Origin of the sequence: Martinezella paranaensis (assembly GCF_014200235.1) — a bacterium.
GTDB lineage: Bacteria > Pseudomonadota > Alphaproteobacteria > Rhizobiales > Rhizobiaceae > Rhizobium > Rhizobium paranaense.
Genome location: NZ_JACHBI010000015.1, coordinates 36,332 through 59,773, shown reverse-complemented (window position 1 = coordinate 59,773; position 23,442 = coordinate 36,332). Strand labels below are relative to the sequence as shown.

The following is a 23,442-nucleotide window of genomic DNA, read 5'->3' as shown; positions in this document are numbered from 1 at the left end:
AAAAAAGGCCCGCCTGAAACATCGGGCGGGCCTTTGCATTTCAAGATCAACTACTTGGCGATAAAGGTGCCGTTAAAGGCAACTTCGGAAAGCGGCTTGCGATGGTTCGGCACTTCGCGTTCCCTCAGCTTCTCCGGAAGCTGATCCTTGTCGCCAATCTTGCCGATCGCAACGGCAGCCTCGACGCGGAAGCCTTCCGGGATACCAAGAACCTCATAGGATTTCTCGACATGGAAACCACCCATGCCGTGAGCTGCGTAGCCGGCTAGGTGCGCCTGTAGCGCCAAGAAGCCCCAAGCTGTACCAGTGTCGAAGGAGTGGCTGTAGTTGGGCTTCTGTTCGGCCGAGCCGAGTTCGCCGTTATGGGTGCGCGAAACGACGAAAAGCAGCGCTGCGGCGGATTTCGCCCAGCCCTGGTTGAACTCGATCAGCAGATCGAGGAATTTCTCCCAGTTCTCCGAGCCGCGCAGCGCGTAGACGAAGCGCCAGGGCTGCATATTGGAGGCGGACGGCGCCCAATGGGCGGCTTCCAATATGGTCAGGAGATCGGCCTCCGGCATGGTTTCGTTGGAATAGGCACGCGGCGACCAACGGTCGAGAAAGAGCTTGTCGATCGGATATTGCGATTCGCGGGAATTGCTGGACGTCATAAGATTCTTTCCATCTGAGGAAGGCAGTCGCGGACCGTTGGGAGCGGAAAGGCGACCGGCCTTGGCGGATACGAGGCGAACCTATACCCGGCTTGCATCCGCAGTCCAGACCACGTCGAGTTCTTCGCGGAAGGCAAATCGCTTGAGGTGATCGGTCACCACATTCTGCATGCGCTCGAGATCCTGCGGATTTTCGACGTGCAGGGTCATTCGCAAAACGGAGGCATCGGCCGCGAATTCGACAGAGGTTTCAGGGCTGAACGGCACTTTGCCGGCGGTTTCGTTGAATTCGACGGTGAATCGGTGGCTCCAGTGCTTGCAAAGCTGCTGCAGATAGCGGCTGGCATGCTCGGTTTTCACGGAAGAAACGGAAGTAGGCATAGGGCGCTCCAATAACTGGAATTTGTCAGGCAAGTTTATAGTCGCATCAGGTCTCGCCCGGTAGACAGTCTGTTTCAACATTGCGTTATTTCGGTGAAACCCGATTTCGCTATGATCCCCGGCGTCAAAACGCGCGCGAATTGGAGACAGAACCGTGCTGGTGAGCGGAAAGTGGATGGAAGACTGGCAGCCGGTCCAGGCCAAGGATGAAAAGGGCGGCTTCGTTCGCCAGACCTCAAGCTTCCGCAATTGGGTGACATTAGATGGGCGGCCGGGCCCGACGGGTGAGGGTGGTTTTGCTGCCGAAGCCGGCCGTTATCATCTCTACGTCGCTCTCATCTGCCCCTGGGCCTCTCGCACGCTCATCGGCCGCAAGTTGAAGGGCTTGGAAGATGCCATTTCCGTATCGGTGGTCGAGCCGGCCTTGAGCAAGCAAGGCTGGCGCTTCGGCAATTACCCCGGCGCGACCGACGATCCGGTCAACGATGCCAGCTATATGCATGAAATCTATACGAAGGCCGATCCGCTCTTCTCTGGCCGTGCCACCGTGCCGGTGCTTTGGGACAAGCGGAAGAGCACGATCGTCAACAACGAATCCGCCGATATCCTGCGCATGTTGAACGACGGTTTCGGCGATCTCGCCCGCCATGCGATCGATCTTTATCCGGCCGGTCAGCGTGAAGCCATCGATGCTTTCAACGCCCGCATCTATCCGGTCCTCAACAATGGCGTCTACCGCGCCGGCTTTGCGACGACACAGATCGCCTATGAGGAAGCCTTCCGCGATGTCTTCGATTGCCTCGATCGGGTCGAAGGCGAGCTGGAAGGCAAGGATTTCCTCTTTGCCGGTCACCCGACCGAAAGCGATATCCGGCTTTTCGTCACGCTCGTTCGCTTTGATGTTGCCTATCACGGCCTATTCAAATGCAATCTCCACCGGCTGTCGGACTATGCCAATCTCCAGGCCTTCTGCCGTCGCATGCTCGACTGGCCGGGCGTTGCCGAGACCGTCAGCTTCGATCATATCAAGCGCGGTTACTATTCGATCGCCGCGCTCAATCCGACGGGAATTGTGCCGGCAGGCCCGGCGCTCGACGAGCTTTTCTGATACTCGACCGGCTCCGAAAACCGGTCTAAGGTCAGCCTCTGTCTGACGGAGCCAGGAGGCGGTCATGAACTGGGAGGAATTTCGGCGCTGGTCGGAAAAGGCGGCGGATTGGGGTGCGGACTATCGCGCATCGCTCCGCGACCGGCCTGTGCGGGCCCAGACGGCGCCGGGCGAAATCGCCGCGCATATCGCCGGCTCTCCACCCGAAACCGGCGAGGCGATGGAGGATATCTTCAAGGATTTTGAGGATATCCTCGTTCCCGGTATGACGCACTGGCAGCATCCGCGCTTCTTCGCCTATTTCCCCGCCAATGCCGCCCCGGTCTCGGTCATTGCCGAATATCTCGTCAGCGCGATCGCTGCCCAATGCATGCTCTGGCAGACCTCGCCATCCGCCACCGAGTTGGAAACCAAGGTGGTCGATTGGCTGCGCCAAGCCCTCGGCCTCCCCGACAGTTTCACAGGCGTCATCCAGGATTCCGCCTCCACGGCGACGCTGGCGGCCGTGTTGGTCATGCGCGAAAGGGCGCTTGGCTGGCAGGGCAACAGCCAAGGCCTCGCGGCGAACAAAGCGGTGCGGATCTATTGCACCGATCAGGTCCACACGTCGATCGATCGCGCCATCTGGATATCCGGCGTCGGGTCGGAGAACTTGGTCCGCATTCCCTCCGGCGGCCCGAACAGCGCGATGGACACGCAGGCATTGGCGGCGGCGATCGAGCGCGATCGCGCGGCGGGCCTGCTGCCGGCCGGCGTGATTCCCTGCGTCGGCGGCACCAGCATCGGCGGCTGCGACGATATCGCTGCGGTCGTCGACGTCGCTCACCGTTATGGGCTTTATGTGCATGTCGACGCTGCCTGGGCCGGTTCGGCGATGATCTGCCCGGAATTCCGGACGCTGTGGCAGGGTGTCGAGCAAGCCGATTCCGTCGTCTTCAATCCGCATAAGTGGCTTGGCGCCCAGTTCGATTGCTCAGTCCAGTTCATCCGCGAACCGGAATCCCTGGTGCGTACGCTGGCAATCCATCCGGAATTTCTGCGCACCCATGGCCATGATGGCATTACCAATTATTCGGAATGGTCGGTGCCGCTCGGTCGCCGCTTCCGTGCTCTGAAACTCTGGTTCCTGCTGCGCTATCATGGCCTCGAAGGGTTGCGGACGATGATCCGCAATCATGTCTCCTGGTCGCAGAATCTGGCTAAGCGTCTGGCCGCCGAGCTGGATTTCGAGATCGTCACCCAACCATTCCTGTCGCTGTTCTCCTTCGATCACAAGGCGCCTGCCGGCATGGATCAAGAAGAGCACACGCAACGCCTGATCGCGGCGATCAACAATGACGGCCGCATCTATCTGACGCAGACCCGTGTCGGCGGTCGATTGGTCATCCGTTTCCAGGCCGGCCAGTTCGAGGCGACGACGGAGGACATCGATACGGCCTTCGACGTCATCGTCGAAATCGCTAGATCGCTGCCTACAAGCTAGGGGCGCTGTTTTTCCAGCGGAGAGCCATACTAGGCTCTCCGAAATCGATGGGTGACACTGGTGAATAATTCGTTCATATACGGTGAAACCAATCTCGTCTTTGAAAATGCAGGGAAGGAAGACCCATGAAATTGTTGCGTGTTGGCGAAGCCGGCAAGGAAAAGCCGGCGCTTCTGGATAGCGACGGCAAGATCCGCGATCTCTCCGCTCATGTCGCCGATATCGGCGGCGAGGCGATTTCGCCCGCCGGTCTGGCGAAGATCGCCGCCCTCGATCCGAAGAGCCTGCCGGAACTGGCCGAAGGCCGTATCGGCGCCTGCGTCGCCGGCACCGGCAAGTTTATCTGCATCGGCCTGAACTTCTCCGACCATGCCGCCGAAACCGGCGCCACCGTACCGCCGGAGCCGATCATCTTCATGAAGGCCACCTCCGCCATCGTCGGCCCGAACGACAACGTGCTGATCCCGCGTGGCTCGGAAAAGACCGATTGGGAAGTCGAACTCGGCGTCGTCATCGGCAAGACGGCGAAATATGTCAACGAAGCCGATGCGCTGGATTATGTCGCCGGTTACTGCGTCTCCCACGATGTCTCCGAACGCGCCTTCCAGACCGAGCGTTCGGGACAGTGGACCAAGGGCAAGTCCTGCGACACCTTCGGCCCGATCGGCCCCTGGCTCGTCACCAAGGATGAAGTCGCCGATCCGCAGAAGCTCGGCATGTGGCTGAAGGTCAACGGCAAGACGATGCAGAACGGCTCGACCAAGACCATGGTCTATGGCGTTGCCTATCTCGTCTCCTATCTCAGCCAGTTCATGTCGCTGCATCCGGGCGACGTCATCTCCACCGGCACGCCTCCGGGCGTCGGCATGGGCATGAAGCCACCGCAATATCTGAAGCCCGGCGACGTCGTCGAACTCGGCATGGAAGGTCTCGGCGCGCAGCGCCAAACCTTCCTGGCCGACGCTTGATGAACGTGCACGATCAGGAACTTTAACGTTTTGAGACCATTATTGATGCCGGAGACGTAATTCTCCGGCATTTTTGCGTGCGCAAGATTCCGAAAGGGTTATGTTGCCCTGCAACAAAAGCTGCTAGTCTCGATAAAAGAGTTTTTCATGGATGAGGGTCGCGCTGGGGGAGCGTTCTTCGTCTGATCACCTCGAAAGGTAATGATTTTATGTTTTATCAGCTCTATGAACTCAATCATGCCGCCCTCGCACCTTTCCGCGCCGCTGCCGACATGATGCGCCTGGCCTATGCCAATCCCCTCAATCCGCTGTCCCATACGATGCTCGGCCGTACGGTGACCGCAAGTCTCGAAGTCTTCGAGCGCACCACCCGGCGCTATGGCAAGCCGGAATTCGGTCTGCATGAAACCTCGATCGGGGGTAAGCAGGTTTCGGTCCACGAAAAGATCGTCTGGAACAAGCCCTTCTGCAATCTGATCCATTTTGAGCGCAGCCTGCCGGCCGGCCATGGCAGCGATCCGCGTATCCTGATCGTCGCGCCGATGTCGGGTCACTATGCGACGCTGCTGCGCGGCACCGTGGAAGCGCTGCTGCCGAGCGCCGATATCTACATCACCGACTGGATCGATGCCCGTATGGTGCCGATGACCGAGGGCACCTTCGATCTGGAAGACTACATCGATTACGTCATCGAGATGCTGCATCATCTCGGGCCGGACACCCATGTCATTGCCGTCTGTCAGCCCTCCGTGCCGGTTCTGGCCGCAGCCGCGGTGATGGAAGCGGCCGGCGATCCGCTGTCGCCTTCGTCGATGACGCTGATGGGCGGCCCGATCGACACGCGCATCAATCCGACAGCCGTGAACCAGCTCGCCAAGGACAGGCCGCTCGAATGGTTCGCCGACAATGTCGTCATGAACGTGCCCTGGCCGCAGCCGGGCTTCATGCGCCCGGTCTATCCCGGCTTCCTGCAGCTCTCCGGCTTCATGTCAATGAACCTCGACCGGCACATGATTGCACATAAGGACTTCTTCATGCACCTCGTCAAGAACGACGGCGAGCCGGAGAAACACCGCGATTTCTACGACGAATATCTGGCAGTCATGGATTTGACGGCGGAATTCTACCTGCAAACCGTCGATCAGGTGTTCATAAAGCATGCGCTGCCGAAGGGCGAGCTGGCGCATCGCGGCCAGCGCGTCGATCCGACGGCGATCCGCAATGTGGCACTGCTGACGGTAGAAGGCGAAAACGACGACATTTCCGGCGTCGGCCAGACCAAGGCGGCGCAGACCATCTGCACCAATATCCCTGAGGATATGCGGATGCACTATCTGCAGCCGGATGTCGGACACTACGGCGTCTTCAACGGCTCGCGTTTCCGTCGCGAAATCGCGCCGCGCATCGTCGCTTTCACCCGGGAACACAGCCGCACCGGAAAGCCGGTCGTCAAACGTGTGATCAAGGGCGGAAAATCCGCCTGAAATTGCAAAGAATTAGCTTTTGTTGAATTATTGGGCCGGATTCAAAGGCTTGTCCGATTTTCCGGCTAAAAGGCATTGAAGGCTCACGAAGAGGTTACCATCTCGATTCCAGCGGTTCGGCATGTGGCCGGGCCGCTCTACTGCGAGGATACCTCACGATGAACCACCAGTCAGCATTGCTTCGCCCGGATTGGACTCCGGCTACCATTGCCCTGATGATACTTGGCTTCGTGGTCTTCTGGCCTCTGGGTCTCGCCATGCTTGCCTATATTCTCTTCGGCGAACGCCTGAGAGATTTCAAACGGGATGTGAACCAGAGGGCCGACGGCATGTTTGCCGGCTGCGGCCGCCACCGCGGTCGTTATCGCCAGCATTTCTCCACCGGCAATGTCGCCTTCGACGATTGGCGGCGGGCAGAGCTGGAGCGCCTCGAAGAGGAGCGCCGCAAACTCGATGAAATGCGCGCCGAGTTCGACACCTATGTCCGCGAACTCCGACGCGCCAAGGATCAGGAAGAGTTCGACCGTTTCATGCGCGACCGCAACAACGTCAAGCGCAATGATGAGAACGGCCCGGCTTCCGAATTTAAGACGCCGTAATTGCAACAGCTTTTCCAGTCAGAACCGGCATCCGGCGATGCCGGTTTTTCTTTGCCAGAAACCCACGCGAATCGTATAAAACTGCTTTCATGTTTCCGCTTTCGTCCAGATCCCGCCGACCTGTTCCCAAGCCGCCCGCGCCGGAAACGCGCACGTTGGACGTGGCCGGTAGGCTGATGCCACTGACGATCCGCCAGCATGAACGGGCGACGCGGATCACGCTTAGGATCGAGCCCGGTGGGCGGGCGCTGAAGATGACCATTCCGCGCGGCCTGGCGGCCCGTGAGGTCAATGCCTTCCTCGACCGGCATCAGGGCTGGTTGCTGACCAAGCTTGCGAAATTCTCCACACAGGGAAATCTTCAGAGCGGCAGCGAAATCCTCCTGCGCGGCATCCGTCATCGGATCGAGCACACCGGCAGCCTGCGCGGCCTGACCGAGGCGGTCATCGCCGACGGCGTGCCGGTGCTGCGCGTCAGCGGCCTGCCGGAACATGCCACCCGCCGCATCGCGACCTTCCTCAAGAAGGAGGCCCGTGCCGATCTGGAAAAGCTGGTGGCGGTGCATGCGAAAGCGATCCGCGCGACCGTCTCCTCCATCAGTATGAAGGATACCCGCAGCCGCTGGGGTTCCTGCTCCTCGGGGGGAAATCTGAGCTTCTCCTGGCGCATCGTCATGGCGCCGCCGCTGGTGATCGACTATCTCGCTGCACATGAAGTTGCGCACTTACGGGAAATGAACCACGGCCCGCGCTTCTGGGCGCTCTGCCGCAAGCTCTGCCCGGACATGGACGAAGCCAAGGCCTGGCTGAAGCGTCATGGCAGCCAGCTACACGCCATCGACTTCGATTGAGTAGCACGCCCGAACTTACCGAAGGCGCCTGAATTTCCGCACGCGACGACGTTGTCTCTCGCGCTAAGGTTCATTCAGGCATGGCAACGCGGATGGGACGTGTTCCGATCGGGGCGCCGGTCGCGCGGTCGATGGTGACGGGATCGATTTCGGTACCGGCCTCAGCGTCAAAGAAGCGTGTCACATCGCCACCAACAGACCGATGCTTCCGCCCCCATGCCCCAATCGCAAATAGCACCGGCAGGAAGTCTTGGCCCGCGACCGTCAGCACATACTCATCGCGCGGCGGTCGTTCCGAGTAGCGCCGTTTCTCCAATAGCCCGTGTTCCGTAAGCGCGGAGAGGCGAGCGGTCAGCATTGTCGGCGCAATACCCAGGCTCTTGCGGAATTCGTCGAAGCGAGTGAGCCCCGCATGGGCATCCCGCATGATCAGCATGGTCCACGCATCGCCCACCAATGCAAGGCTACGGGCGATCAGACATGGTTGGTTTGAAAGATTCTTCATGTCGATATCTTTTTGATAGTGACTAACTACTGATTTGATAGTAATCCAGCGTTCATCAATGTTCCACGATAAAATAAAGGCAGAGCTTGATGAGCAAGACAGAAAACGGCGTCGCCCTGGTCACGGGCGCTTCCTCCGGTATCGGGTTGGTGACTGCACGCGCGTTGCGACGCGCTGGATACCGGGTATTCGGAACCAGCCGTAAGCCCATGCCGGATACTCCGGACGGCGTTGCGATGCTGGTATGCGACGTTACCAACGATGGTTCGGTGCAAAGGACGGTCGATGAGATATTGGCCCGCGCCGGTCGGATCGATCTTCTTGTCAACAATGCCGGCATCGGATTGCTCGGCGCGGCAGAGGAATCCTCCGAGGCGCAGGCGAAGGCTCTGTTCGACGTGAACTTTTTCGGCGTCCTGCGGATGACCAATGCAATACTTCCGGTGATGAGACGTCAGCGAAAGGGCAGGATCATCAATATGAGTTCCATCCTTGGGCTGATCCCCGCTCCCTACAACGCACTCTATGCATCGACCAAGCACGCGGTCGAGGGCTATTCCGAATCCCTTGACCACGAAGTCCGCACGCAGGGAATCCGCGTCGTGCTCGTGGAGCCCGGCGTCACCCGCACGTCCTTCGAAGAGAACCTGACGCGACCGGATCATCCGCTTCCGGTATACGACACAGCGCGCACCAATGCGGAGGATCTGATGCGCAACGTTATTGGGACGGGCGATGCGCCGGAAGTGGTTGCCGATATGGTGCTCAAAGCCGCTAACGCCGCATCGCCGAAGAGGCGCTACACCGCAGGAAAGGCAGCGGGGCAGGTCCGCTTCATACGCCGCTTCCTGCCGGAGTCCTTCGTCGACAAGAACCTTCGCAAGTTCAGCAGGCTTCCCGACTGATAGCGCTGCACGGCAATTGGTGGGCCTGATTGAGCCCGGACCTTAGTCCGCAGGCCCTCCATGCCCGAGAAGATGCGCTGCCGACCGCCAGGCGTGATGTGCGATCCGGTCGAGCCGTCTGACGGTATCGATCCGCGTGAAGGCTTCGGTGGCGACCAGCTTTCCCGGTGCGACGGAGGCAAGCGTTGCGGCGCGATGGTCCCGTTTCAAAGCGTTGAGCTCTCTTGCGGCCTCCTCTGCTTCAGAGAGCGCCGTGATCACCTCGGGCGAAATGCTCCAGCCAATGGGCGCGGCTTGCGCGCTGAGGGCGGATTCGGCGGTGATCGAGTGCCCGACCGTCTGTGCCGCGCGCATGACCCGTGCGCACAGCACAGCGGCATGACGATCAAGGGTGGCTTCGGCCGGCAGATCGGGAAATTCGCCCTCTGCCAAAACGTCTACAAGGCGCGAGGCGTGATCGAGCGCGTGCAGCGTGCTCGTCATGCGCAGCCGTTCGGCCTCCGTCTCGGGCGGCTCCTTCAATTCGGAGAGGAAATCCCGCACTTCCCGAAGCGCGACACCTGCCGGAGTGCCCTGCGCCGCGGGGCCTGCTTTGGCACCCGAAAGTGCCGCGGAAACCGAAGCGGCGCTTGTTGCGAGCATATCCGCCAGGACACGCCGCACGGTCTCGACCGCGATCACCGGACTGGCGAGCACGCTCGGATCGAGCGCGCGCTGCAGCCCTGTCTGCTTTGTGGGTAGCAGGCGCTCGACGATGCGGGCGAACCATTGCGTAGCCGGCAGGAGCGCCGCGACGCCGACCACATTGTAGGCTGTATGATAGGCGGCAAGCAGCGTCATTCCGTCGACCGACGTGGAGAAGCCGTTCATCAGCGCGGCTGTGAACGGAAAGGCGACGATCGCGATCAACGCTGCGATGATCTTGAACAGCACATAGGCAAGGGCGAGACGCTTGGCTGTCGTACTGGCACCGAGCGCCGCCAATGCGGAACTCGTCGCCGTCCCGATATTTTGACCGATGATAAGCGCTGCGCCCTGCTCCAAGCTGACCGCTCCGGCGTAGAAAGCCGCAATGGTGACGGCGATTGCCGCCGTCGAGGATTGCATGACCGCAGTCATCGCCAAGCCGATGACGATGAGCGCCATCAGCCCGACGAACCCCGCGCCCCAGCCAACCCCCGGTGCGCCGAGCACTGCGGGCAGGTCGGAGGGATGCAGGCTCTCCGCAAGACCTCCCATGCCCTGCTGCAGCGTCGTCAGCCCATAAAGCACCAGCGCGAAACCCGCCAGCGCGCTGCCCGCCGCCGCGATCCGCCCGCCGCCCAGTAGCTTGGCAAGTGCGCCGATAAAGATCATCGGCAGCGCATAGGTCGAAAGCGAGACGCGCACGCCGATCAGCGCCACCAGCCAGCCCGTTCCCGTCGTGCCGACATTGGCGCCGAAAACGATCCCAAGCCCCTGCGGAAAGGTCAATAGGCCGGCATTGACGAGGCCGATCGTCGTCATCGTCACCGCACTCGACGACTGCACGAGAAGCGTGACGATCGCACCCCAGAAAGCACCCGAGAGTGGCGTGGCCGCCGCAGTGCCCAAGGCAACGCGCAAAGCGGAGCCTGCCAGCGCCTTTAGGCCGTCGGTCATGACGGTCATGCCGAGCAGAAACAGCCCGACCCCGCCGAGAATGGCGACTGCTGTCGACATGCACGTTCGTCCGCTGCGCTGTGGTCTTGCCTCATGGGAGTCATAGCACCAATCGCTCTGGTTGCCGATAGTCTCCCGCTGCATCGGCGCTCATCGTTCGAAATGGGCAGGCGCTGCCGTCGCCTCCGTGCAGCGTGGTACCAGTGGCGTTCGAACGGCTGGGAGCAGCTATATTGCTGGTCAAAGGCCCATTGATGAGCTTCGCTGCCGAGCTGCGTAAAATTCCGCGTTCGTTGCCTTTAGGCTCGACTCTTTTGCAATTTCATGTCACTCCGCTGCCATGAACCCCGATATCAAAATTTGTGGCCTGAAGACGCCGGAAGCGGTAGATCGCGCTCTTGAGCGCGGCGCCACCCATATCGGCTTCATCTTCTTTGAAAAGAGCCCGCGCTATGTGGAGCCGGATGTGGCCGGCCAGTTGGCGGAACGCGCGCGCGGCAAGGCAAAGATCGTCGCCGTGACGGTCAATCCCAGCAATGACGATTTGGATGAGATCATCTCGCTGGTGCGTCCGGATATGCTGCAGCTCCATGGCAATGAAAGCCCGGAGCGTGTGCTGACGATCAAAGCGGTCTATAATGTGCCGGTCATGAAGGCCATGGCGGTGCGCACCGCCGACGATCTGAAGCGGGTGGAATCCTATATCGGCATTGCCGACCGCTTCCTGTTCGATGCCAAGCCGCCCGCCGGCTCCGAGCTGCCGGGCGGAAACGGCATGTCCTTCGATTGGAGCCTGATGAGCTGGCTCGACGATCGGGTGGATTACATGCTGTCGGGCGGCGTCAACAAGGACAATGTCGCTCAGGCCTTAGCATCCACCAAGGCTACGGGCATCGATCTTTCCTCCGCCCTTGAAAGTGCGCCGGGCGTGAAGGATCTGAACAAGATCGACCAGTTTTTCGACGCTTTTGCAGAAGCATGTCTGCCGGAACCGGCAGCAGGGAGTAGAGAGTGAACCAGACGCCAAAACTGAATTCCTTCCGCGCCGGCCCCGATGAGGACGGCCGTTTCGGCATTTATGGCGGCCGTTTCGTGGCCGAAACGTTGATGCCGCTAATCCTGGATCTGCAGGAGGAATGGAACAAGGCGAAGAATGACCCTGCGTTCCAGGCGGAGCTGAAATCGCTCGGCGCCCATTATATTGGCCGCCCGAGCCCGCTCTATTTCGCTGAACGGCTGACGGCCGAGCTTGGCGGCGCCAAGATCTATTTCAAGCGCGAAGAGCTGAACCATACCGGCTCGCACAAGATCAACAATTGCATCGGCCAGATCCTGCTCGCCAAGCGCATGGGCAAGACCCGCATCATCGCCGAAACCGGTGCCGGCCAGCATGGCGTTGCGTCTGCGACAGTCGCCGCCCGCTTCGGTTTCCCCTGCGTTGTCTACATGGGCGCGACCGACGTCGAGCGTCAGGCGCCGAACGTTTTCCGCATGAAGCTGCTCGGCGCGGAGGTGATTCCGGTCACCGCCGGCAGCGGCACGCTGAAGGACGCCATGAACGAGGCCCTTCGCGACTGGGTCACCAATGTCGACGACACCTATTACCTGATCGGCACGGCCGCCGGCCCGCATCCCTATCCGGAAATGGTCCGCGACTTCCAGTCGGTGATCGGCACGGAAGCCAAGCAGCAAATGCTGGAGGCCGAGGGCCGCCTGCCGGATCTCGTCGTCGCTGCCGTTGGCGGCGGTTCGAACGCGATCGGCATCTTCCATCCCTTCCTCGATGACGAGGACGTCAAGATCGTCGGCGTCGAAGCCGGCGGCAAGGGCCTGCAAGGTGACGAGCATTGCGCTTCGATCACCGCCGGTTCGCCCGGCGTGCTGCATGGCAATCGCACCTATCTTCTGCAGGATGGCGACGGCCAGATCAAAGAGGGACATTCGATCTCGGCCGGCCTCGACTATCCCGGCATCGGCCCGGAGCATTCCTGGCTGAACGATATCGGCCGCGTCGAATATGTGCCGATCATGGACCACGAGGCGCTGGAAGCCTTCCAGACCCTGACGCGCCTCGAAGGCATCATCCCGGCGCTGGAGCCGAGCCACGCGCTCGCCGAAGTCATCAAGCGCGCGCCGAAGATGGGCAAGGACGAGATCATCCTGATGAATCTCTCCGGCCGCGGCGACAAGGACATCTTCACCGTCGGCAAGATTCTGGGAATGTGAGTTAGACACCATGACCGCACGTATGGACAAACGCTTTGCCGCTCTGAAGGCTGAAGGCCGCCCGGCACTCGTCACCTATTTCATGGGTGGCGATCCCGATTACGAGACCTCGCTCGGCATCATGAAGGCGCTGCCGAAAGCCGGTGCCGACGTCATCGAACTCGGCATGCCCTTCTCCGACCCCATGGCCGATGGCCCGGCGATCCAGCTTGCCGGCCAGCGCGCCCTCAAGGCCGGGCAGACGCTGAAGAAGACGCTGCAGCTCGCCGCCGATTTCCGCAAGACGGATGGCGATACGCCGATCGTGATGATGGGCTACTACAATCCGATCTATATCTACGGCGTCGAGACATTCCTCGACGACGCGCTAGCCGCCGGGATCGACGGCCTGATCGTCGTCGATCTGCCGCCGGAAATGGATGACGAGCTCTGCATCCCGGCGATCCGCAAGGGCATCAATTTCATTCGTCTCGCGACGCCGACCACCGACGACAAGCGCCTGCCGACCGTGCTGAACAATACGTCCGGCTTCGTCTACTACGTCTCGATGAACGGCATCACCGGCTCTGCTTTGCCGGACCCGTCGCTGGTCTCCGGCGCCGTCAAGCGCATCAAACAGCATACCGACCTGCCGGTCTGCGTCGGCTTCGGCGTCAAGACGGCCGAGCACGCCAAGCTGATCGGCGCTTCCGCCGATGGCGTTGTCGTGGGCACGGCCATCGTCAACCAGATCGCCACCAGCCTGACCAAGGATGGCAAGGCGACCGCTGACACCATCCAGGCCGTCGCGACGCTGGTGCGCGGTCTCTCGACGGGAACGCGTTCGGCGCGCCTTGTTGCTGCCGAATAGTTTTCCCACATAGGCGGAAGCTTCGACCGGAACAGGTTGAAGAAACGGCCTATGCCCATATCGGTTAATTCAGTCGATCAGGAGTTTTCGAATTGAACTGGATCACGAATTACGTCCGCCCGCGGATCAATTCCATGCTGGGCCGCCGCGAAGTGCCGGAAAATCTCTGGATCAAGTGCCCGGAGACCGGCGAGATGGTCTTCCACAAGGATCTGGAAGACAATAAGTGGGTCATTCCCGCTTCCGGTTTTCATATGAAGATGCCGGCCAAGGCTCGCCTTGCCGATCTCTTCGACAATGGTGAATATGAAGCGCTGTCGCAGCCGAAGGTCGCGCAGGACCCGCTGAAGTTCCGCGATTCCAAGAAATATACCGACCGCCTGAAGGACAGCCGCGTCAAGACCGAGCAGGAAGACACGATTCTTGCCGGCGTCGGCAAGGTTCAAGGCCTGAAGCTCGTCGCTGTCGTGCATGAGTTCAATTTCATGGGCGGTTCGCTCGGCATCGCTGCAGGCGAAGCGATCGTCAAGGCGTTCGAACGCGCCATTTCCGAAAAGTGCCCGCTGGTGATGTTCCCTGCATCGGGCGGTGCGCGCATGCAGGAAGGCATTTTGTCCCTGATGCAGTTGCCGCGCACGACGGTCGCCGTCGACATGCTGAAGGAAGCCGGTCAGCCCTATATCGTCGTGCTGACCAATCCGACGACCGGCGGCGTCACGGCCTCCTACGCCATGCTCGGCGATGTCCATCTTGCGGAACCGGGTGCGGAAATCTGCTTTGCCGGCAAGCGCGTCATCGAACAGACGATTCGCGAAAAGCTGCCAGAAGGCTTCCAGACCTCGGAATATCTGCTTGAGCACGGTATGGTCGACATGGTCGTCAAGCGCCATGATATCCCCGACACCCTGGCAACGCTGCTGAGGATACTGACCAAGAAGCCGGCGAATGACGTATCTGCCAAGGACCTGAACGGCGCAGCACTGCCGATGGTGGCGAGAGCCTGACCTAAAACGGAATGGCCGAAAGGCGGAGGGTGCGGGATGACGGCTATGGATCAATCCGCAATGAGCGAGGCGGCACGGGAAATCGACAAGCTGATGGGGCTGCATCCCAAAGGCTTCGATCTCTCGCTGGACAGAGTCACCCGGCTGCTCGACATTCTTGGCAATCCGCAAAAAAAGTTGCCGCCGGTGATCCATGTCGCCGGCACCAACGGTAAGGGTTCGGTGACGGCCTTCTGCCGCGCGCTTCTCGAGGCCGGCGGCCTGAGCGTGCATGTCCATACCTCGCCGCATCTCGTCAATTGGCATGAGCGTTATCGCATCGGCGTCAAGGGCGGCCGCGGCAAGCTCGTCGACGACGCGGTCTTCGCCGATGTGCTGCGGCGGATTGCCGACGCCAATGCCGGCGAGAAGATCACGGTCTTCGAAATCCTGACCGCGGCCACTTTCATGCTGTTTTCCGAGCATCCGGCAGATGTCGCGATTATCGAAGTCGGCCTCGGCGGCCGTTTCGACGCCACCAACGTTATTTCCGACCCGGCCGCTTCGGTCATCATGCCGATCTCGCTCGATCACCAGCCCTATCTTGGCGACCGCGTCGAGCTGATCGCCGCCGAGAAGGCGGGGATCATGAAACCTGGTCGTCCGGTCGTCATCGGCCATCAGGAGTATGATGCCGCCCTGGACGTGCTGATATCGACGGCCGAGCGGCTGCGCTGCCCGACCGCGGTTTTCGGCCAGGATTTTTCCGCCCATGAGGAATATGGCCGGCTGGTCTATCAGGACGAGTTCGGGCTCGCCGACCTGCCGCTGCCGCGCCTGCTGGGCCGGCATCAATATGCCAATGCCGCCGCCGCCATCCGCGCCGTCAAGGCCGCGGGCTTCATCGTTACCGAGGTGATGATGGAAAAGGCGATGATGTCGATCGAATGGTCGGGTCGTCTGCAGCGGTTGACGGAGGGCAATTTGCTGCCGCACGCGCCGCAAGGCGCGGAAATCTGGGTCGATGGCGGTCACAATCCCGGCGCCGGCGAGGTCATTGCCGAAGCCATGGCCAATTTCGAAGAGCGTCAGCCGCGGCCGCTATTCCTGATCACCGGCATGATCAACACCAAGGATCCCGTCGGTTATTTCAAGGCGTTCACCGGCTTGGCGGAAAAGGTCTATTGCGTACCGATCCGCGGCAGCGAGTCGATGATCGACCCGGTGGTTCTGGCGGGCTCGGCCTACGATGCCGGCTTGGTGGCCGAGCCGATGTCGAGCGTCGGTCAGGCGCTGGATGCAATCAGAGAGCTGGCCATGCCCGATTTGCCGGCGCCGCGCATTCTGATCGGCGGCTCGCTCTATCTCGTCGGCGATGTCCTTGCCGATAACGGCACACCGCCAAAATGATTCCGGTGAGGTGGTCATCAACCACCCGCCCTCGTGCTTCGAGACGAGCGCTGCGGGCCTCCTCGGCATGAGGGCTGACCTTTTCGCCCAGCCGCACTAGGGCTCATCATTCATCTCTGCGTTGCCGTTGCGACGAGCCCGCTCCATCCTCACCCTGAGGTGCGAAGCCTCGAAGGGCGAGGATGGTCTGTGTTCTCCGACCAACAAAAAGCCCGCACGAAGCGGGCTTTTTCATTCTCTCAGTCGATACCGATCAAGCGGCGCTGGAAATCCAGCTCTGCAGGGCGGTCTTGGGAGCGGCGCCAACCTTGATGTCGGCAACTTCGCCGGCCTTGAACATGGCAAGCGTCGGGATCGAGCGAACGCCGAACTGGGCAGCCAGTTCCGGGTTTTCATCGATGTTGAGCTTGGCGACCTTCACCTTGCCTTCGAACTGTACAGCGAGCTCTTCGAGAGCAGGCGCGATCATCTTGCACGGACCGCACCATTCGGCCCAGAAATCAACGACGACAGGCTCTGCGGACTGCAGGACTTCGGCAGCGAAGTTGGAGGTATCGACTTTAACGGTAGCCATAGGCTGCTCCTTACCAGGATTTGCGGGTTGCTAGATATGTGATGGTGCGGTGCCCAAATTTCAATATTTGGTATTTCACTTTGTTTTGAGCTCCGCAAGCGCCAATGCGAGCGCTTCTTGGGAGAGCGTATGGATCGAGGCGTTCTCGGTATAGACAAGCACGCAATCGATGCGTTTGCCGGGATAAAGCGGCGAAAGGATCTCGCGATAGATGGCAAGCTGTGCGCGGTGGGCGAAGGGAATCTCTTCGGCGACACGCGGCGGCACGCGATTCGTTTTGTAGTCGAGGATGACCACACGGTCGTCGAGTGCGGTCAGCCGGTCGATGCGGCCGGAGACGGCGTAGTTCTGATCGGCGAGCGTCAGCGTGCCCATGATCGAGACTTCGGCCTGGGCATGGGCGCTGAAAACGCCCTGCAGCTCTGGGTGCGACAGCAGCGCCATCACCGAGCCGATCAGCGCTTCGCGTTCGGCCTGCGGCCAGAAGCGCGCGGCTCGCTCGGCATAGCGCCGCGCGGCATCGGCGCGACCCGCCGGCGCGATCTCCGGCAAAGTCTGCAGCATGCGGTGAATGAAACGCCCCTTCTCCAAGGAGCGATCCGATTTGGCCTTCTCGGTGAACAAGGGTGAGGCGACAAGCAGATTGTCGGCCTCGTCGTCGATGATGGTGCCGGCACCGGAAGGGCTGAGCGGTCTGGGCAGGTTTCGCTGCGCCGGCAGCGGCCGGCACAGTCCCGCCGGCAACGCTCCTCGGTCCACAGCCGCTTCCACCTGTTCCATATGCTCGAAACTGCGCTCGACTTGGGTGACCCGCCAGCTCAATCCCTGCCATTCGCCGTCCGGTCCGGAGAAGGTGACAGGGGTGCAGCGCTCGCCATCCTGGCGCAGCGTCCGGGAAATCATAGCATGCCATGTATCGGCGTTTTCGCGGATGCCGCGATAACCGCAGACGATCAGCCGATCGGCAGCCCGGGTCATGCCGACATAGAGCAGGCGGCGATATTCCTCCTCCGCTAGCGCTTGCAGCCTCGTCGCATCGGCCTGTGTCAGCGAGTTGGCGAGCGCGCTGACCGGCACCCAGACGGGCAGCGGGATTTCGCCCTTGCCGGTCTCGATCAGCCGCAGCTTGGGCAGATGCGTATGGGTAAAGGCTTTGCCGCCGCCATCGACGAGGAAGACGATCGGCGCTTCCAGGCCTTTGGAGGCATGCACCGTCATGATGCGCACCTCGTTGCGGCCCTTATCCTGCTCACGCTTCACGGTCGGCGCTTCCAGCTCCAGCGTCGAGATGAAGGATTGCAAGCCCGGCAGGCCGGAGGTTTCGTGGTCCAGTGTGAAGGTCAGGAATTCATCGAGGATGTCGCTGACTTCGGTGCCGAGCCGCGCCAAGAACTGCCGCCGGCCACCGAAGCTGCCGAGAACGCGCGCGTAGAAGTCATGCACGGACAGGCTTTTAGACAGTGCCAAGAAGGTTTTCAGCCGGTCGACCGCATGGCGGAAGCGCTCATTGCCGTCGTCGGCGAATCTCTGCAGATGGCTCCAGACGCTTTCATCATCGCCACGATAGGCCGCGACCGCGAAAACATCGTCTTCGCCGAGATCGAACAGAGGGCTTTTCAAAAGTGCCGCCAGCGAAAGATCGTCTTCCGGCAGCAGCAGGAAACGGCCAAGCGCCAAAAGGTCCTGGATAGCAATGTGGCTGGTCAGCACCAGACGGTCGGCACCGGCGACGGGGATATTGTTGCGCCGCTTCAATGCTCGGGTCAGCGCGTTGACGAAGCTGTCGCGCTTGCGCACCAGCACAAGGATATCGCCGGCCTCGATGAAGCGGGCCTTTCCCTTCTCGATGATCGTCTCGCGGCCAATGATGTTGCCGATCGTCTGAGCCATTCGCCGCGCCAGGATCGCCGCCGGCGCACTTTCCGGCGCCGAATCGAAGGGAGCCGTCCAGTCTTCTTCCTTCGCCAGTGGCTCCGGCGCAATCATCTCCCAGAGATCGACGGCGCCAGGATGACCGATGCGGCTGGAGCGGTGCACGACCGGCTCGGCGGCGGCGCTGAGGCCGCGGGCGTTCTCGGGCGCCGTGAAGACATGGTCGACGGCAGCCAGCACATCGGCGGTCGAACGGAAGGAGAGCGGCAGGCGGATCGATGAAAACTGCTGGCCGCTGCTATCCACGCGCCTCCGCGTGCGATCGCTTTCCTCGGAGAACCGCTCGGGCCGCGCGCCCTGGAAGGAATAGATCGACTGCTTTTCGTCACCGACTGCGAAGATGGTCCTGAGGGTCGGGCGCGCGCTTTCGCCGGAGAAGAAGTCTTCTGCCAGCGATTGGATGACGCTCCACTGGATAGGACTAGTGTCCTGCGCCTCGTCGACGAGGATATGGTCTATGCCCTGGTCCAGCTTGTAGTGGATCCAGGGGCCGACATCTTTCTTGGTCAGGAGATCGGCGGTGCGGGTGATCAGGTCTTCGAAATCGAGCTGGCTGCGCCGCTTCTTCAATTCCTCATAGTCGCGGTTCAGCCGGTCGGCGAGTGTGAGCGCTGCCCGTGTGGCGCGATACATTCGCATCAGCTTCAGCCGGTCGCGACAGGCGACGACATGGGCGCGGGCGGCGGCAACGGCGTCGGCCAGCTCAGGCGCATCCGCCAGCATCGCCTTGACGAAAAACTGGCTATCCGACTTCGGTTCGCCCTTGGCGGTCAGCATGACCTTTTCGAGGATCTCCGCGCGGGCGATCGGGTTTGCCTCGCGTTTGGCAAGGCGTAGCCCGTAGGCGATATCCTGAGCTTTAGCCCCGCCCTTCAGATCGGCAAGGCTGAGATAAAGCTCCAGCGTCGAGCCGGAAAGGCCGGGCAGCGGCCAATATTGCTCCGCGATCCCGGCTTCCGTATCCTCAGGAGAAAGACCGAGCCGGGCGAGCAACGCAGCCTCGACGCCGCCCTTTCGTTCGGCTTCCGCCGTGAAGCGCCTGATAGCGTTGCGGTTGGCGACGATCTCGCCAAGCAATGTCTCCAAGCCTGATTCATCACCGAGATCAAGCACATAGGCGAAGGCCTCGGCAAGCTCGGCATTCGGATGTTGCGGCGTTGCCGTCAGCAGCGATCGACGGGCATCATCCAGCAGGGTTGCCGCGGCCCGATCGTCGAGAACGGAGAAATGGCCGGCGACATTGGCTTCCAGCGGGAATTGATGCAGCAGCGCCTCGCAGAAGGCGTGAATCGTCTGGATTTTCAGACCGCCCGGCGTCTCCAATGCCTTGGCAAAGAGGCGGCGTGCCTCGGCAAGCTTCAAGAGACCCGGTTCCGCACCTTCGATCTCGGCGATCCGCGCCTTCAGCTCTTCGTCCGGCAACGTTGCCCAGGCGGCCAGCCGATCGAAGACGCGGTTCGACATTTCGGAAGCGGCGGCCTTGGTGTAGGTGAGGCAGAGAATGGCCGACGGCCGCGCGCCGGCAAGCAACAGGCGGATGACGCGCTGCGTCAGGACATGCGTCTTGCCGGAACCGGCATTGGCCGAGACCCAGGCGGATCGTTCCGGATCGGAGGCAATGGATTGCTGCACCGTCGTCCAGCCGATCCAGACGCCGGGATCGTCGCTGTCGGGCAGGGCGGCCAGCTCGCCGTTGGAAAGCTCATTCATCGCCGCCTCCCTCCTGCTCGGTCTCCGCCGTCGACCATTCGGAGACGCGGGCGAGGTGATCGTAGTCGCCGCCATATTCGAATTGCTGGGCAGGGATCAGCCGTGACGAGAAGCCCTTTTCGCCGGATTGTAGCAGGGTGACGAATTTGACGAGCTGGTCCATCGACTCCTCGGCCAGATCCATAGCCGACTTTGTTTCCGTCTTGCCGCCGCGGCCGGAAAGTTCGTTGTTGACCTGATCGACCTTGAAGCGGTCGCCAGGCCTCAGCCGGACATAGAGCAGGTTTTCCGGAACGAGCGGGCCGACATTGCGGAAAGCGCCAGCCTTGAGGGCATAGGCTTCCAGCGCCAATTGCGGATCGAGCAGCGCGCGGGCCTGCGCCGGGGAGGGATTATAGCCGGTCTTGTAGTCGATGATATCGGCGGCTTTGCTGCCTTTGAAATCGATGCGGTCGGCAACGCCGGTCAGGCGAATGCCGATCGGCTCGATCTCGACGCCGGCCGGCACTTCCGTTGCCGTCGTGCGGATCTCCGGTCGCCGTTCCGTTTCCCAGGCGAGGAAGGCGCGGGCCACTTCGCGGAAACGCGGCCGCCAGACGCTGTCGATATGAACAGGCAGTTGTTCGGCATCGAAAAGCTCGGCGACGATACGATCCATAGCCAGCGAGGCATCCGGTGTTCCCGCGATATGACCCTCACGGATAAAGCGATCGATGATCTTGTGATAGAGCGTGCCGCGCTCCGCCGGGCCGGGATCGCGGTTGAAGGGAGCGATCGGGTCGAGCCGCAGGACGCGTCGGGCGTAGATCGCATAGGGATCGCGGCGAAGGCGGCCAACCTCGCTGAAGGAATAGCTTTTCGGCTGCAGCTCGGCCGGCGGTTTCGGAGAGGGCCTTGCCGCCGGGGCCTGGTTTTCGCCCTCGTCGATCATGCCGGCCCAGTGGCGGTATTGATCTCCGCGCGCCTTCAATTCTCCGGCAAATGTCTTGCCGCCCAGCGCCATCAGCCGCTGCAGCCATCGCGACGCCACCGTCGGGGTCGAGCCCTGTCGCAGTGCACGCGAATAGATCAGGTCGCGCGTCCCGTTCGCCATTTCAAAATCGTGGGCGAGCTGACCGATGCGGCGCTCCGGCGGCTCCAGGCCGATCTCGGTCTTCATCGTGCGGGAGATGAAGGGATTGTTGGCGGTCTGGCCCGGCCAGGAGCCCTCGTTGAGCCCGCCGAGAATCAGCGTATCGACGCTTTGCAGGCGCGCTTCCAGCGTACCGAAGATGAATAGGCGAGGATGGCTCAGCGCCCGCGGCTTGACTGCCTGACCGGCGGAGAGCGCAGCCATGATATCGATCCACTGCGGCCCATCCGCTTCGAGCTGGCCGTCGGTGTCCATGACCTCCTTCAGTAAGCTCGCCAGCGTATCGCCGGCCTCACCGGACCAGAGTCCGGCCAGATTGCCACGCTCATCAGCGGCAACGGCCTCAAGGGCGCGTCCCGTCCGGTCGGCCCATTCGGACAGCGTGGGAAGTCCGGCGGATGAGGGCGATAGCGCGGAAGCCAGCGGCTCGCATGCCATAGTGATCTTTCGAGCCAACGCGTGTGCGTGCCCTACGGCTTCCGAGGACAGGGATTTGCGCCACTGCGGCGGATGACGGTCCATCGCCTGTTCGGTGAGCTGCCGGTCGAGCAGGGACTCCAGCGTGCCGATATCGACATCGGCGATGCCGCCTCTCAAGGCGAGGATTTCCAGCGCATCGACGCCAAGCTGCAACGCATCCGGGCCAAGGCCGAAACGGGCGAGGGGATGCTTGATGAGCGAGACGATAGCAACGGGATCGCCCGGGCGAAGCGTCGCCTCCAGCAGCAATTGCAGCAGCGCCCCTTGCGGCGTGGCGGCAAGCGGCGTGCCGGCCGAATCGTCGGCGGTGATGCCGAAGCGGGCGAGCTCCGCCGTCACCCGCCGCGCGAGGTTGCGGTCCGGTGTGATCAATGCCGCTTGGCTCTCGCCGCCGTTGCGCCCCGGTTTCTCCAGCGCGAGCCGCAAGGCGATGGCGATTGCCGTGGCCTCCTCGCGCTCGTTCGTAGCCTCGATCAGCGCGACCTCGGCGAAGGCTCGTGCAATAGCGTCCGGCGCCAGTGTTTTTTGCCATGCACCCCAGCCGCTGGTCGCTTTCGCCGGCGCCAACGCGCGCGACAGGACCTCGGCGCGCATTTGCATGCTCTCCGGCGCTTCGGCGACGGTTTCCACGTCGCTTCGTTCCACGCGCAGCCGCTTCAACAGCAGCGACAGGCCATATTGCGAATGGCTGCGCGTTGTCGGATCGACCCTTCCGCTGGTGCTCGTCTCCGGGGCCACAAGCCGCCAATCCTCTTCCGGCATCGTGAGATCGAGGCCCGGCAGCACGATGACGCCCTGCGGCAGCGAGGCGACGGCGGCAATCAGCTCTGCCGTTGCCGGCACGGAACCGGTGGAACCGGCGATGATGATCGGTCCGGCATGCTGCACCGTGGCGAGCCGCTGCGCTTCGGCACGCAGGATGGCATTGCGGTGCCGGGCGGGCGAGGATTTGCCCAGTTCTTCCAGCCGTGCCGGCCAGAAGGCGCTGGCGATCTGCAGGAATTCGGCCGTCAGTTGCCACCAAAGCGCATGGTCTTCGGCGCTGAGATTGCCAAGATCGGCCCAGTCGCGATCCTCGGTCTCGATGGAATCGATAAGTTCGGCCAGATTGCGTGCCAACCAGATGGCATCCGCCGGGCTTGCCGGAGCGACGAGCGGCGAATCCGAATGAATGTCACGGACGATCTGCGGCAGCCTGTTACGCCAGGCAAGGATCAGCCGCGCCAGTTCCAGGAGCCGCGCGGTATTGGCGAGCGGCTGCGCCAGATCGGCGGTGGCGGGCAGTGCCTCTTCGAAATAGCCGCTATCGTCGTCGGTCTCGCCGAGCGGGCGGATCACCGGCAGGATCGCGGAGCGACCGCCGAGCAGATCGACGAATTCCGAACGCAGCACGCGCGCGGCACGCCTTGTCGGCAGGAAGATGGTGACCTTGGCAAGCGATAGCGGATCGCCGGGATCGTGGCGAAAGTGCTCGGTCAGCCGGCCGTCGCAGAGCGCGCTGGCAAGGGTCCTCAGAAAGGGCAGGCCTGCCGGGATCGTCAGAATACGTTGCCGGTGCCCGCCCGTCATC

19 protein-coding genes are annotated in these 23,442 nt (G+C 61.8%); 12 read left to right on the top strand and 7 right to left on the bottom strand.

What is annotated here, in order from left to right; all coding sequences use genetic code 11:
• Positions 1–50: 50 nt before the first annotated feature.
• Positions 51–650, bottom strand: coding sequence for a nitroreductase family protein (locus tag GGD50_RS26870; protein ID WP_107106383.1), 600 nt, complete (start codon positions 648–650; stop codon positions 51–53).
• 81 nt (positions 651–731) lie between these two features.
• Entirely contained in the window at positions 732–1,031 is a 300-nt protein-coding gene (locus tag GGD50_RS26865; RefSeq protein ID WP_107106384.1) for a DUF2218 domain-containing protein, read from the bottom strand.
• A 154-nt stretch (positions 1,032–1,185) separates the two neighbouring features.
• Here GGD50_RS26865 and GGD50_RS26860 point away from each other — a divergent pair, with 154 nt between their 5' ends.
• From GGD50_RS26860 to GGD50_RS26835, 6 genes are all read left to right on the top strand, one after another.
• Positions 1,186–2,139, top strand: coding sequence for a glutathione S-transferase family protein (locus GGD50_RS26860; protein WP_107106385.1), 954 nt, complete (start codon positions 1,186–1,188; stop codon positions 2,137–2,139).
• 64 nt (positions 2,140–2,203) lie between these two features.
• Positions 2,204–3,622, top strand: coding sequence for a pyridoxal phosphate-dependent decarboxylase family protein (locus GGD50_RS26855; protein ID WP_107106386.1), 1,419 nt, complete (start codon positions 2,204–2,206; stop codon positions 3,620–3,622).
• A 125-nt stretch (positions 3,623–3,747) separates the two neighbouring features.
• A complete protein-coding gene (locus tag GGD50_RS26850; protein WP_107106387.1) occupies positions 3,748–4,590 on the top strand; it encodes a fumarylacetoacetate hydrolase family protein in 843 nt (280 codons plus the stop codon).
• 209 nt (positions 4,591–4,799) lie between these two features.
• On the top strand, positions 4,800–6,074 hold the full coding sequence (gene phaZ, locus GGD50_RS26845) for a polyhydroxyalkanoate depolymerase (protein WP_107106388.1): 1,275 nt from the start codon (positions 4,800–4,802) through the stop codon (positions 6,072–6,074).
• 158 nt (positions 6,075–6,232) lie between these two features.
• Positions 6,233–6,673: a DUF2852 domain-containing protein gene (locus tag GGD50_RS26840; RefSeq protein WP_107106389.1), complete on the top strand. Its 441-nt coding sequence runs from the start codon at positions 6,233–6,235 to the stop codon at positions 6,671–6,673.
• Positions 6,674–6,762: 89 nt separating this feature from the next.
• Positions 6,763–7,524: a M48 family metallopeptidase gene (locus GGD50_RS26835; RefSeq protein ID WP_107106390.1), complete on the top strand. Its 762-nt coding sequence runs from the start codon at positions 6,763–6,765 to the stop codon at positions 7,522–7,524.
• 70 nt (positions 7,525–7,594) lie between these two features.
• Here GGD50_RS26835 and GGD50_RS26830 read toward each other — a convergent pair whose 3' ends face one another.
• Entirely contained in the window at positions 7,595–8,029 is a 435-nt protein-coding gene (locus GGD50_RS26830; RefSeq protein WP_107106391.1) for a winged helix-turn-helix transcriptional regulator, read from the bottom strand.
• Positions 8,030–8,118: 89 nt separating this feature from the next.
• Here GGD50_RS26830 and GGD50_RS26825 point away from each other — a divergent pair, with 89 nt between their 5' ends.
• On the top strand, positions 8,119–8,934 hold the full coding sequence (locus tag GGD50_RS26825) for an oxidoreductase (protein ID WP_107106392.1): 816 nt from the start codon (positions 8,119–8,121) through the stop codon (positions 8,932–8,934).
• A gap of 42 nt (positions 8,935–8,976) precedes the next feature.
• On the opposite strand, the gene GGD50_RS26820 is transcribed toward GGD50_RS26825, so the two are convergent.
• On the bottom strand, positions 8,977–10,635 hold the full coding sequence (locus GGD50_RS26820) for a Na/Pi cotransporter family protein (protein WP_107106393.1): 1,659 nt from the start codon (positions 10,633–10,635) through the stop codon (positions 8,977–8,979).
• A gap of 280 nt (positions 10,636–10,915) precedes the next feature.
• On the opposite strand from GGD50_RS26820, the gene GGD50_RS26815 reads away from it, so the two are divergent.
• The 5 genes from GGD50_RS26815 to GGD50_RS26795 all read left to right on the top strand — a co-directional run bounded on the left by GGD50_RS26815 (position 10,916) and on the right by GGD50_RS26795 (position 16,044).
• A complete protein-coding gene (locus GGD50_RS26815; RefSeq protein ID WP_107106394.1) occupies positions 10,916–11,590 on the top strand; it encodes a phosphoribosylanthranilate isomerase in 675 nt (224 codons plus the stop codon).
• A complete protein-coding gene (gene trpB / locus GGD50_RS26810) occupies positions 11,587–12,801 on the top strand; it encodes a tryptophan synthase subunit beta (protein WP_107106395.1) in 1,215 nt (404 codons plus the stop codon). The genes GGD50_RS26815 and trpB overlap by 4 nt, the downstream gene beginning before the upstream one ends.
• A gap of 10 nt (positions 12,802–12,811) precedes the next feature.
• Positions 12,812–13,651 (top strand): tryptophan synthase subunit alpha, encoded by an 840-nt coding sequence (gene trpA, locus GGD50_RS26805; RefSeq protein ID WP_107106396.1) that lies wholly within the window; start codon positions 12,812–12,814, stop codon positions 13,649–13,651.
• A 92-nt stretch (positions 13,652–13,743) separates the two neighbouring features.
• On the top strand, positions 13,744–14,655 hold the full coding sequence (accD, locus tag GGD50_RS26800) for an acetyl-CoA carboxylase, carboxyltransferase subunit beta (RefSeq protein WP_107106397.1): 912 nt from the start codon (positions 13,744–13,746) through the stop codon (positions 14,653–14,655).
• 60 nt (positions 14,656–14,715) lie between these two features.
• Positions 14,716–16,044, top strand: a complete 1,329-nt coding sequence (locus GGD50_RS26795; protein ID WP_181315980.1) for a bifunctional folylpolyglutamate synthase/dihydrofolate synthase — start codon at positions 14,716–14,718, stop codon at positions 16,042–16,044.
• 253 nt (positions 16,045–16,297) lie between these two features.
• On the opposite strand, the gene trxA is transcribed toward GGD50_RS26795, so the two are convergent.
• The 3 genes from trxA to addB form a co-directional block, all read right to left on the bottom strand.
• Positions 16,298–16,618, bottom strand: coding sequence for a thioredoxin (gene trxA, locus GGD50_RS26790; protein ID WP_028753820.1), 321 nt, complete (start codon positions 16,616–16,618; stop codon positions 16,298–16,300).
• A gap of 75 nt (positions 16,619–16,693) precedes the next feature.
• Positions 16,694–20,260: a double-strand break repair helicase AddA gene (gene addA / locus GGD50_RS26785; protein ID WP_107106398.1), complete on the bottom strand. Its 3,567-nt coding sequence runs from the start codon at positions 20,258–20,260 to the stop codon at positions 16,694–16,696.
• Entirely contained in the window at positions 20,253–23,441 is a 3,189-nt protein-coding gene (gene addB / locus GGD50_RS26780; protein WP_107106399.1) for a double-strand break repair protein AddB, read from the bottom strand. Before addB ends, addA begins: the two co-directional genes overlap by 8 nt.
• Position 23,442: the final 1 nt, after the last annotated feature.